The following is a 10,933-nucleotide window of genomic DNA, read 5'->3' on the forward strand; positions in this document are numbered from 1 at the left end:
GTCCAGTATTAGCGTTATATTGCTATCACTGAATATAGTCGATTTAACATAATATTGATTATGGCATATTTGAATGATTCATTCTTTGCTGCTTTTTTGTGATATTGCGTCTGTGATCGCGTCTACGGCGTTATCGTCACTATTAATAGCAGGATCACTGAACTCTGTTGTTAATCCGTGCTCCATGCTCTCAAGCTCTGCTAGTAGCGTATTAAAGCTCACCTGTGAACTACTGTTCATGACGTCAGTTACCGTATCACTAGCGCTGATCTGAGCTGTTACCGCTACTGCTGCTACTTTTTGAATAATTGGCTCATCTGCAATGGCTTTCAGTTCTTGCAGCGCACTGACATTGGGCAACTCATCGAGGCTGCGTAAATTAAAGTAATCTAAAAATATTTTAGTGGTTGCCAGCATGGCTGGTTTACCTGGTACATCCTTATAGCCGACTACTCGTATCCACTCGCGCTCCAGTAAAGCTTTGATAATGTGTGAGTTAATCGCCACACCGCGTACATCTTCAATTTCACCACGTGTAATCGGCTGTCGATACGCTATCAAGGCGAGCGTTTCGAGCATGGCTCTTGAGTAACGCTGTGGTCGTTCTTCCCATAAACGACCAACCCACATTGAATACTCTGGGCGCACTTGCAAGCGAAAACCAGATGCCACCTCACTTAACTGATAAGATCGTTGTGCAATATCAATGGCTAACTGCTCTAAACCCGCATTAATTTGACGATGGCTGGGTCGTGTTCCCTCATCAAATAGCTCAACGATACGTTCAAGGCTTAATGGCTTGGCTGCCGCTAAAAGTAACGCCTCAAGAATATTGGCGAAATATTGCGCATTCTCAAAATCAAGATTATTCATGTGTTCTTGCTCGCACATGGATCTCACTAAAAGGCTCGCTTTGAACCAACTCAATCAGTGATTCTTTGACCAGTTCTAAAATTGCCATAAAGGTTACGACCACACCTAAACGCCCTTCTTCTAGGGTAAATAAACGCGCAAAAGGTACAAAATGACCCTCTCGTAAGGCCTCCAATACCATGCTCATTCGCTCTCGAGTGGATAAGATTTCGCGACTGATTTGGTGACTTTCAAACATATTTGTTCGATGCAACACTGCAGACATGGCTAATAAGACCTCTTCTAAGGCGACATCAGCCATTAAACGTCGCGAATGTGCCTCTGGCGCTACAGCTTGTGCAATAAATATATCGCGACCCAAGCGCGGAATCTCATCAAGGTCTTCAGCGGCGGTTTTAATCCGCTCATACTCTTGTAAACGGCGGATAAGTTCTGCGCGTGGATCCTCCTCATCATCGGCTGCTCGTAGTTTCGAACGCGGCAGCAGCATGCGTGATTTGATTTCGGCTAGCATCGCGGCCATCACTAAATACTCAGCCGCTAGCTCTAGGCGCACGGCCTTCATCAACTCAACATACCCCATATATTGATGAGTGATTTGTGCAACCTGAATATCAAGAATATCAATATTTTCTTTGCGGATCAGATACAGCAGTAAGTCTAAGGGTCCTTCAAAGGCTTCAAGAATGACTTCTAAAGCGTCTGGTGGAATATATAAATCTATCGGCAGCGCTGTCAGCGCTTCACCATAGACCATCGCCAACGGGTGTTGCAGAGCAGCGTGTATGCCCTGCTCTGTTTTGTCTTTGTGAGCTGACTGAGTCACTGCAAAGTCAAATCTTAACGACTACGGAAAGGTTCAGGGTCACCGCAACCTTCACGTAGGATTTCTGGTTCTTCATCAACAAAACTCACCACCGTCGATGCCTCAATACCACCGTAGCCGCCATCAATAATTAAATCGACTTGGTTTTCTAGTAAGTCACGAATCTCATAAGGATCACTTAGTGGCTCATCGGCATCTGGCAGAATCAAGGTCACACTCATCAGCGGCTCACCCAACTCAGCCAATAAGGCTTGGGCAATCGGATGTCCAGGAACACGTAAGCCAATAGTGCGACGCTTAGGATGCATCAACATCCGTGGCACTTCTCGAGTTGCGTTGAGGATGTAAGTGTAAGGGCCGGGGGTATAGGCTTTTAATAGGCGAAATGCGGTCGTGTTAACCTTGGCAAATACGCCCAACTCAGACAAGTCTCGGCACATTAAAGTAAAGTTGTGCTTATCGTCTAAACGACGAATACGACGAATACGCTCGAGTGCACTTTTATCACCGAGACGGCAGCCTAACGCGTAGGATGAGTCCGTTGGGTAAATAATGACACCACCTTTGCGAATCACCTCTACGGCTTGTTTGACCAAGCGCTCTTGTGGGTTTTCCGCATGAATCTGAAAAAATTTCATAGCCATGTCCTCATGGTTAAAGAGTTACATCTGGCGCTGCAGGCGGCGCAAACAGTGGTGTTAAATCATCGGGGACGGCACGATAACGCCCTAACTCAGACCACTGCTGCGGCAGGTGAAAATCACTGCCAGCAGTCACTTTTAAATTAAATTCGCGGGCTAGAATCGATAAAGTACCGATCTGCTCAGCGGGTTGCATTCCGTTGACCACTTCCAGTGCATGTCCGCCAGTATTGACAAAATCTTGCACCAGACGCCGCCGTTTAGTGCGAGTAAAGTTGTAATGATACAGGTGTGCCAAACTAATCAACGCTTTAGCTCGACCAAGCGTTGCCATAGTCTCCTCAAACGACGGCCAATGCTGTTTAACATCACCAATTTTGCCTGCCCCCAGCCATTTACGAAAAGCTTCGGCATGGTCACGTACGTGCCCTTCCTTTACTAAAAACTGTGCAAAATGTGGACGTGCTGGGGCGTTCAAACTGTCACCTAAGGCCGCTTGCACGGCTTGCGCGCCTTCTAATGCGTTTGCAATGCCTTTAGCGGCTAAACGCTTAGCTATCTCTTCGGAACGCAACCAGCGTCCGGTATGTAATGTTTGAGTCGCGGCTAAAATCTCCGGATCATCTAGGGCAAAGCCATAACCTAAAATATGGATAGTCGCACCGCCCCAAAGACAGGACATCTCAATACCATTGATTAATTGAATACCAAGCTCACTGGCTGCTTGGTGTGCTTCAGGCAGTCCCTCTATGGTGTCATGATCCGTTAGGGCCAGAGTTTTCACGCCTTGCTGATGAGCACGTATAATTAATTCGCTTGGTGCTAGGACGCCATCGGATGCTGTACTGTGACAATGTAGATCTATATCCATGTTCAATGCTTACGCTTGCTGCTGTGTTTGCTATTATGCCGTTTCCTTTCTGTTATGGCGCGCACTGTGAAACAATTCATCGATTTTATCCCACTTATCTTATTCTTTATTGTCTTTAAGCTGGATCCTCGTGATGTTGAACTGGCTGGACAGGTCTTTTCTATAGGAGGCATTTTTAGCGCAACGGCAGTATTGATTATCAGTTCCGTAGTGGTCTATGGCACTTTATTTGCGATGCATCGTCGCCTTGAGAAAGGCCAATGGTTAACGCTAGTCGGCTGCTTATTTTTTGGTGGCTTAACTTTAGCGTTCCATAGCGAGACTTTTTTAAAGTGGAAAGCACCGGTGGTGAACTGGTTATTTGCATTGGCTTTTGCTGGTAGCCACTTTATAGGTCAGCAGCCTTTAATTAAGCGTGTGATGGGCCATGCGATTAATTTGCCTGATCGCATCTGGACTCAACTGAATATCGCCTGGGTGATCTTCTTCATGTTTGCTGGTGCGGCTAATTTATTCGTCGCCTTCACTTTCCATGAGATCTGGGTGGATTTTAAAGTATTTGGCAGCCTCACGATGACCGTACTGTTTTTAATCGGTCAGGGCGTGTTTTTATCTCGGCATATGCAAGATACACCGGACGGCTCAAATAAGGAGTTATAAGATGCTGTATGCAATTATTGCCGAAGATGTAGCGAACAGTCTAGATGCACGCTTGGCTGCACGCCCTGCTCACTTGGCACGTTTAGAAGCGTTGCAGCAAGCGGGTCGCCTCGTTATTGCTGGACCGCATCCTGCAGTGGATAGCAGTGACCCAGGCTCGGCTGGCTTTAGTGGTAGTTTAGTGGTTGCGGAGTTTGCTTCTTTGCAAGCAGCGCAAGACTGGGCCGCTGCCGATCCGTATTGTGCTGCTGGTGTTTATGCTGACGTTCGGGTTAAGCCGTTTAAACAGGTTTTTCCACGTTAGACGCTTTATACAAGACAGTCGTTGGAGTCGTTAAAAGGCAATGAGCAGCATTTTATTAGTGGATGATGACCAAGAGTTATGTGAGCTATTAAGCCACTGGCTTAGCCAAGAAGGCTTTGTATTGCATGCATGCTTCGACACGCAAAGCGCACGGGATTATTTAGACAGTCATCCACAACCGGATGCGGTGATTCTTGATGTGATGTTGCCTGATGGTAATGGCTTGCAATTGCTACGTAAGATACGAGCTGAACACCCACAACTACCGGTTTTGATGTTGTCTGCGCGCGGTGAGCCTACTGACCGTATTATTGGTCTCGAGTTAGGCGCTGATGATTACTTAGCTAAACCTTGTGATCCTCGTGAGTTAACCGCGCGCCTGCGTGCTGTATTGCGACGGAGTGTGAGTGCCCCTGCCACACTCAGTACGATTATCGTTGGTGATTTACAGTACAGCTCTGCTCGTGGCGTGGCCAATATCAATGATCAAGACGATATTATCTTAACGGTCTCCGAAGGTCGTATTTTAGACGCGTTATTAGCAGCACCTGGTGAGCCGATTGATAAGCAACAGCTGGCACAGTTAGCGCTTGATCGTAAACTAACGTTGTATGATCGTAGCCTTGATATGCATGTCAGTAACTTGCGCCGAAAACTCGGTCCACACGCTGACGCCAGTCCACGTATCGTTGCCCTACGTGGACGAGGCTATTATTACAGTATTTAAAATTTACCCTTTCTTTACATCTGCTTGACTGTAGTTGACACTGGTTTAGGCATACTAGAGTCATACCGCAATCGGCGGATCGGTGATTAAGGAGATTTATCATGCGAATTAAAACTACAGCCCTTTTGCTCAGTGCCATACTTCCTTTAAGTGTTTGGGCGATGCCTGAACAAGGCCAGCAAAAACAGCAGAATATGCAAAGCCAGCAGGGCATGCAAGGCCAGCAAGGCATGCAGAAACAGTCGGCGGAACAGAAACAGAAAAATACTAAATGGCGCCAAGACAAAATGCAGAAACGCCAAGCGGCTTGGTTTGAGCGTTTAGAGCTGACACCTGTACAACGCGAAGCATTTCAAGCTGAAATGCAAGAACACCGTGCTCAGCAACAAAAAGCACGTACTGCACACCACGATAAGTTACGCGCATTGTTAAATGATGAGCAGCGTGTCACTTTCGATCAAGAGATGGAGCAGATGCAGGAGAGAATGCAAAACTATATGCAAAAATCAGATAAATCATCTCGCTCAGGCCAAGACAAGCGCGCTCAACGTGCCAACACTGCGCAGTAATACACGTACCTTAAGCGGCTCAGGTTTTATGTGAGCCGCTTTTTTATAAGGACAACCATCATGCGCTCATTGTTTTGGAGGATACTTGGCGCCTTTTGGTTAGCTTTAGTTTTGATGGGTGCCCTCACCTATTTGCTTGTGCGTATTTTTAACCAAGATGATTGGATTCTTAATCACCATCCTGGCTTAAAGAACTTTGCCGCTTCTTGGTTGAGCTTATATGAATCAGGAGCAACAGAGCCTGCGCTGTACTACTTACAGCAGCAAAAACGTCGTTATCGTATTGAGGCTCAAATCCTCGATGAGAATGGCGTATCGCTGAGTAAAGGACTGTCAATGCACTCTCTGGCATGGGAAGCTAAACGCGGTGCGCAGCGTTTGCCATGGCGTCGTATTACTCAAGAAGCGACTGGCAGTAATGGCCAGAGTTACCTGTTTATTTATCGTATTGCCCACAGCGAGTTAGGCGCCTGGCAGCGCAGTAACGGTCTGCGCCCTGTTATTGCGTTGGTTATTGCGTTATTGGTATTAACCGCAATGAGTTTACTGTTGACCTTATCCATTACTCGTCCGTTGAATCGCTTACGGCATGCGGTACATGATTTGGGTGAGACCACTTATCAAAAAGAAGATCTGAGTCAGTTGGCCCAACGACGCGATGAATTAGGTGTTTTGGCATCTGACTTCAACAATATGGGGCAACGTTTACAAGGCTTAATTAAAAGTCAGCGGCAGTTGTTGCGGGATGTATCTCATGAGTTACGCTCGCCCCTAGCCCGCTTACACATTGCTTTAGCTTTGGCTGAGCGTTGCAGTGAAGACGAGCGTGCGACCTTATGGCCACGCTTACACCTCGAGTGCCAGCGTCTGGACGTCTTGATCGATGAAATACTGACGTTAGCCCGTCTAGATCAAGTGCAGGCACCTAAGCAAAATATCGCCATTGATGAGTTATTGAATGATCTAGTGGATGATGCTGCCTTACTGGAACCTGAGCAAAAAATAGAGATCAAAGGCGCGCACAATTGCAGCTATCAAGGTTGGTTTGAGCTCTTGCAGCGGGCTTTAGATAACTTATTGCGCAATGCTCTGCGTTTTAATCCGTCATCAGATCCTATCTGTATTACCGTAACGCAACAATCTACTGGTTTAATGATTAGCATCCGCGATCACGGACCCGGTGTCAGTGATGAATGGCTGAGTAAGCTGGGCGACAATTTTTTTCGAGTGCCTGGACAAATCCATCAAGGTTATGGATTGGGACTGGCCATTGCCAAACGCGCTATAGAACAACACGGCGGACAGATATCTTTCAGCCATCATCCCGAGGGAGGCTTTATCGCCACCGTGCAGTTACCGCAGATTGATTAAATAACTTAGGCTTCAGGCCAGGCCTGTACAAAAGGTGCCGGATCAAGGTCTGGTGGATTGCGTAAGCTGTTAATCGGCGTACCTAAATAAATGTAGGCAACAACACGCTCATTGTCTTGTAAGCCCAGTTCCGTATTGATTTTTGTAATCTCTGCTACAGCGCCAGTGCGCCATACAGCTCCTACGCCCTGCGCATGCGCAGCTAATAATATTCCGTGCGCAGCACAACCAGCAGCCAGTAACTGCTCATGGGCAGGTACTGTTAGATGTTCGCTTATCGTAGCAATAACTATCAATAATAATGGCGCACGCAGGGGCATTGCTCGAGTTTTTTCTATTTGCTCACTACTTGCCTCTGGCATCGTACTGAGTAAACCTTGAACAAATAACTCACCTAGTTTCTTACGATCATCACCTTGAATGGTTAAGAAGCGCCAAGGTCTTATTTGTCCATGATCAGGTGCTCGTAGCGCTGCACGCAACATCAAATCAAGCTGTTCAGCAGTGGGTGCAGGCTCTTGCAAGCGAGGCACTGATACGCGCTTTAATAAAAGATCAATGGCATCCATCGTACTTCTCCTCGCTCATTTATCGATCAAGTATACTAAACAATTCGCGCGCAATAACCAACTTGTTTAGTGGGGTATTGCGCATAATGCATGTTGTGCGGACGTTTCTACCTTGCTAAGCAACCCTGTCGGGGCTGATACCGGGCTGTAATGGCGGATCGAGTGGCAGCAAACCATGCGCTGCTCGAGCTGCATCACAATGAGAGTTATGCACGCCATTCTCCCAAGACGCTTGAAAGTCTTGGCAGCTGGATGAGCGGTTCTCATACATTGTGCAGCGTACACCTTGCCCAATACTGCCCATTAGAGCGGTGCAGCGAGCAGGCTTACGATCAGTTCCTATCATTGCAACAAAGGTTGAATTGATAGGAATAACAGAGTCGTCGGGTACTGTACCGCCGGCTGATTGACATTCACCCCAAAAGAAAGAAACGCGAAAATAAGCGCAACAAGCGCCACAGGTTAAGCATGGATTGCTATCTGACATGATATGTATTGGCCACATGATACCGGCCAAGGCCGGCGCACGAATAGTTTAGACCTATTGGTGTGCGCGGATAAATAAAATCCAGTACCGACTATGAAAATAATTATGTTAACAGCCGTAATACATCATTTTCATCAAATGGCCAATTCAGCTCTTGACCATTATCCACTCGGCGCAAGACGGGAATAGTGAGCGAATAACGCTCCAGCCATTCAGACGATTCAATAATATCTAGCAGTTCAACAACCAGGCCCTGTGCAACAAATGGCTGTAAAACCTGCTCTGCTTCTTCACATAAGTGACAGCCTAAGGTGCCAAATAACTCACAATGTGCAGACATGCTTATTCTTCTATTAAAATAAATTTATAACCGTTAGGTTTGATGAAGTCGCTAAAATCAGTTAAAAACCTTGAAGTTGCTGAGTAGTTAACGCTAAAAGCAGATTAAAAGAATGATTCTTTTAATTGTGCGATACTAGATGAGTCATTGTTTTCGAGGCTTTTTTATATGTTAACTTCATGAGTACTCAGGATTACTACACAAAAACAGAAACCATTGAGATCGATGGTGTAAACGATCTTATTATTCGTTCTTTGCTGGATCGACAGCAATTCTATGACCCTCTAGGCGCCGCATCAAGGCTGGGTATTTGTTCAGCGTCATGGTCTTTATTTGGCATGCTTTGGCCTTCAAGTATTCGCCTCGCCAGTGCTTTAGCTTTACGCCCTGTTGATATCAATGAGAAAATTTTAGAGATTGGTTGTGGACTTGCTTTGGCGAGTTTAGTTGCACACCGTAGAGGCGCGAATATTACCGCGTCTGATCGCCATCCAAAAGCCAAATTGTTTTTACAAGAAAATCTACGCTTAAATAGCCTGCCAAAATTGCCGTTTCGACACGGCCAATGGGGTGAGCATCCTGTCCCTTCTATCGTTGACACTGGTGCTGCCCTATTACATAAAAAATATGACTTAATTGTAGGCAGCGACTTGCTGTATGAGCCTGATATGCCCAGTGCCTTGGCGCGCTTTGTGAATATGTATGCCAATGATCAGGCTGAAGTTTGGATTGTTGACCCCAATCGTGGCTACCGACCCGCCTTTAACCGTAAGATGCAGGGGCTTGGGTTTGAGTTAAGTTCCGATGAAGTGCTGGTTGAGACCGATCCAAATCATGAAAAATACCGTGGGCGCCTATTAATTTATAATCGCCATTGAGCTTAGATTAAGTCGTTGGTGTTTAAGCTGCTACGCAAGTAACGCTAATTATAAATTATTTAGGTATAAAAAAAGGGTGACCGAAGTCACCCTTTTTTAGATCGCAAAGAACTTAGTTCTTGCTCTCTTGAGCGGCACGGATCAAATCACCTAAAGTGGTTGGACCGGCTGACTCTGTTTCTTGCTTACGCATTTCTTTGATCGCATCTTTCTCATCTTCAACGTCTTTAGACTTGATAGACAAGTTAATTACGCGAGACTTGCGGTCGATGTTGATGATTTTCGCTTCAACTTCGTCGCCTTCTTTCAGAACGTTACGTGCATCTTCTACACGGTCACGACTGATTTCAGATGCTTTCAGTACTGCTTCGATGTCGTCAGCTAACAAGATAACCGCGCCTTTAGCATCAACTTCTTTCACGGTACCGCGCACAATCGTGCCTTTCTCGTGTTCTGAAGCGTAGCTTGAGAATGGATCATCTTCTAACTGCTTGATACCGAGTGAGATACGCTCGCGCTCTGGATCAACAGACAGAATAACAGTTTCCAGCTCATCGCCTTTCTTGTAGCGACGAACAGCTTCTTCGCCTACTTCATGCCAGCTGATGTCTGATAAGTGCACTAAACCGTCAATGCCGCCGTCTAGGCCGATAAAGATACCAAAGTCAGTGATTGACTTAATAGTACCGGAGATTTTATCGTTTTTATTGAACTGGCTAGAGAAATCTTCCCATGGGTTAGATTTGCACTGCTTGATACCCAGAGAAATACGGCGGCGTTCTTCGTCGATGTCCAGAACCTGAACTTCAACTTCGTCACCAACCTGTACAACTTTGGATGGGTGAATGTTTTTGTTAGTCCAGTCCATTTCTGAAACGTGAACCAAACCTTCAACGCCTTCTTCCAGCTCAGCAAAGCAACCGTAGTCCGTCAGGTTAGTTACGCGTGCATTAACACGAGTACCTTCTGGGTAACGGGCTTTGATAGCTACCCATGGATCTTCACCTAACTGTTTCAGGCCTAAAGATACACGGTTACGCTCGCGGTCGAATTTCAGTACTTTAACGTCAATTTCGTCGCCAACGTTAACGATCTCGCCTGGGTGCTTAATGCGCTTCCAAGCCATATCAGTAATGTGCAACAGACCATCAACGCCGCCCAGATCAACGAATGCACCGTAATCTGTAAGGTTCTTAACGATACCTTTAACTTGTTGACCTTCTTGCAGGTTCTCAAGCAGTGCTTCGCGCTCAGCGCTGTTCTCTGCTTCCAGAACGCTACGACGTGATACAACAACGTTGTTACGTTTTTGATCAAGCTTGATAACTTTGAACTCAAGCTCTTTGCCTTCTAAGTGCGCAGTGTCGCGAACAGGGCGTACGTCTACCAAAGAACCTGGTAAGAACGCGCGAATACCGTTCACATCAACGGTAAAGCCACCTTTAACTTTACCGTTGATAACACCCATGACAACTTCTTCAGCGTTGAAAGACGCTTCAAGAACCAGCCAAGACTCAGCACGTTTAGCTTTTTCACGGGACAGTTTGGTTTCACCAAAGCCGTCTTCTACCGCGTCAAGTGCAACGTGAACTTCGTCACCAATCTTGATGGTCAGTTCGCCTTGCTCATTGTAGAACTGCTCAACGGGGATAACGCCTTCTGATTTCAAACCAGCGTGTACTGTTACCCAATCACCATCAATATCAACAATTAAACCAGTGATGATTGCACCGGGTTGCATGTCTAGGGTTTTTAGGCTTTCTTCAAAAAGGTCTGCAAAGCTTTCGCTCATGTTTAATCCTGCTGATCGAGGGCAA

At 46.2% G+C, this 10,933-nt stretch carries 14 protein-coding genes; 6 read left to right on the top strand and 8 right to left on the bottom strand.

Annotated elements, in window-relative coordinates:
- Positions 1 to 78: 78 nt before the first annotated feature.
- From scpB to JYJ62_RS00640, 4 genes are all read right to left on the bottom strand, one after another.
- Positions 79 to 873 carry an SMC-Scp complex subunit ScpB gene (scpB, locus tag JYJ62_RS00625; protein ID WP_205340250.1) on the bottom strand — a complete coding sequence of 265 codons (795 nt, stop codon included), beginning with the start codon at positions 871 to 873 and terminating at the stop codon, positions 79 to 81.
- A complete protein-coding gene (locus tag JYJ62_RS00630) occupies positions 866 to 1,630 on the bottom strand; it encodes a segregation and condensation protein A (RefSeq protein ID WP_205340806.1) in 765 nt (254 codons plus the stop codon). The genes scpB and JYJ62_RS00630 overlap by 8 nt, the downstream gene beginning before the upstream one ends.
- Before the next feature lie 83 nt (positions 1,631 to 1,713).
- Positions 1,714 to 2,337 carry an L-threonylcarbamoyladenylate synthase gene (locus JYJ62_RS00635; RefSeq protein WP_205340251.1) on the bottom strand — a complete coding sequence of 208 codons (624 nt, stop codon included), beginning with the start codon at positions 2,335 to 2,337 and terminating at the stop codon, positions 1,714 to 1,716.
- Positions 2,338 to 2,353: 16 nt separating this feature from the next.
- Positions 2,354 to 3,211 carry a PHP domain-containing protein gene (locus JYJ62_RS00640; RefSeq protein WP_205340252.1) on the bottom strand — a complete coding sequence of 286 codons (858 nt, stop codon included), beginning with the start codon at positions 3,209 to 3,211 and terminating at the stop codon, positions 2,354 to 2,356.
- 66 nt (positions 3,212 to 3,277) lie between these two features.
- On the opposite strand from JYJ62_RS00640, the gene JYJ62_RS00645 reads away from it, so the two are divergent.
- From JYJ62_RS00645 to JYJ62_RS00665, 5 genes are all read left to right on the top strand, one after another.
- The gene (locus JYJ62_RS00645) at positions 3,278 to 3,871 is read left to right on the top strand and encodes a septation protein A (RefSeq protein ID WP_205340253.1); all 594 of its coding nucleotides are present in this window, start codon (positions 3,278 to 3,280) and stop codon (positions 3,869 to 3,871) included.
- A gap of 1 nt (position 3,872) precedes the next feature.
- On the top strand, positions 3,873 to 4,175 hold the full coding sequence (locus tag JYJ62_RS00650) for a YciI family protein (protein ID WP_205340254.1): 303 nt from the start codon (positions 3,873 to 3,875) through the stop codon (positions 4,173 to 4,175).
- A 40-nt stretch (positions 4,176 to 4,215) separates the two neighbouring features.
- Positions 4,216 to 4,902, top strand: a complete 687-nt coding sequence (locus tag JYJ62_RS00655) for a response regulator transcription factor (RefSeq protein ID WP_205340255.1) — start codon at positions 4,216 to 4,218, stop codon at positions 4,900 to 4,902.
- A 101-nt stretch (positions 4,903 to 5,003) separates the two neighbouring features.
- The gene (locus tag JYJ62_RS00660; protein WP_205340256.1) at positions 5,004 to 5,471 is read left to right on the top strand and encodes a hypothetical protein; all 468 of its coding nucleotides are present in this window, start codon (positions 5,004 to 5,006) and stop codon (positions 5,469 to 5,471) included.
- 60 nt (positions 5,472 to 5,531) lie between these two features.
- Positions 5,532 to 6,842, top strand: a complete 1,311-nt coding sequence (locus JYJ62_RS00665; RefSeq protein WP_205340257.1) for a HAMP domain-containing sensor histidine kinase — start codon at positions 5,532 to 5,534, stop codon at positions 6,840 to 6,842.
- 5 nt (positions 6,843 to 6,847) lie between these two features.
- On the opposite strand, the gene JYJ62_RS00670 is transcribed toward JYJ62_RS00665, so the two are convergent.
- The 3 genes from JYJ62_RS00670 to JYJ62_RS00680 all read right to left on the bottom strand — a co-directional run bounded on the left by JYJ62_RS00670 (position 6,848) and on the right by JYJ62_RS00680 (position 8,238).
- Positions 6,848 to 7,411, bottom strand: coding sequence for a nitroreductase family protein (locus JYJ62_RS00670; protein WP_205340258.1), 564 nt, complete (start codon positions 7,409 to 7,411; stop codon positions 6,848 to 6,850).
- Between the two features lie 115 nt (positions 7,412 to 7,526).
- Positions 7,527 to 7,898 carry a YkgJ family cysteine cluster protein gene (locus tag JYJ62_RS00675; protein WP_205340259.1) on the bottom strand — a complete coding sequence of 124 codons (372 nt, stop codon included), beginning with the start codon at positions 7,896 to 7,898 and terminating at the stop codon, positions 7,527 to 7,529.
- Between the two features lie 103 nt (positions 7,899 to 8,001).
- Positions 8,002 to 8,238 carry a glutaredoxin family protein gene (locus JYJ62_RS00680; RefSeq protein WP_205340260.1) on the bottom strand — a complete coding sequence of 79 codons (237 nt, stop codon included), beginning with the start codon at positions 8,236 to 8,238 and terminating at the stop codon, positions 8,002 to 8,004.
- A gap of 179 nt (positions 8,239 to 8,417) precedes the next feature.
- Between JYJ62_RS00680 and JYJ62_RS00685 the strand changes: the two genes are divergently transcribed.
- Positions 8,418 to 9,116, top strand: a complete 699-nt coding sequence (locus JYJ62_RS00685; protein ID WP_205340261.1) for a class I SAM-dependent methyltransferase — start codon at positions 8,418 to 8,420, stop codon at positions 9,114 to 9,116.
- 112 nt (positions 9,117 to 9,228) lie between these two features.
- Here JYJ62_RS00685 and rpsA read toward each other — a convergent pair whose 3' ends face one another.
- Positions 9,229 to 10,908: a 30S ribosomal protein S1 gene (gene rpsA / locus JYJ62_RS00690; RefSeq protein ID WP_205340262.1), complete on the bottom strand. Its 1,680-nt coding sequence runs from the start codon at positions 10,906 to 10,908 to the stop codon at positions 9,229 to 9,231.
- Positions 10,909 to 10,933: the final 25 nt, after the last annotated feature.

This window comes from Denitrificimonas caeni (assembly GCF_905120345.1).
GTDB lineage: Bacteria > Pseudomonadota > Gammaproteobacteria > Pseudomonadales > Pseudomonadaceae > Denitrificimonas > Denitrificimonas caeni_A.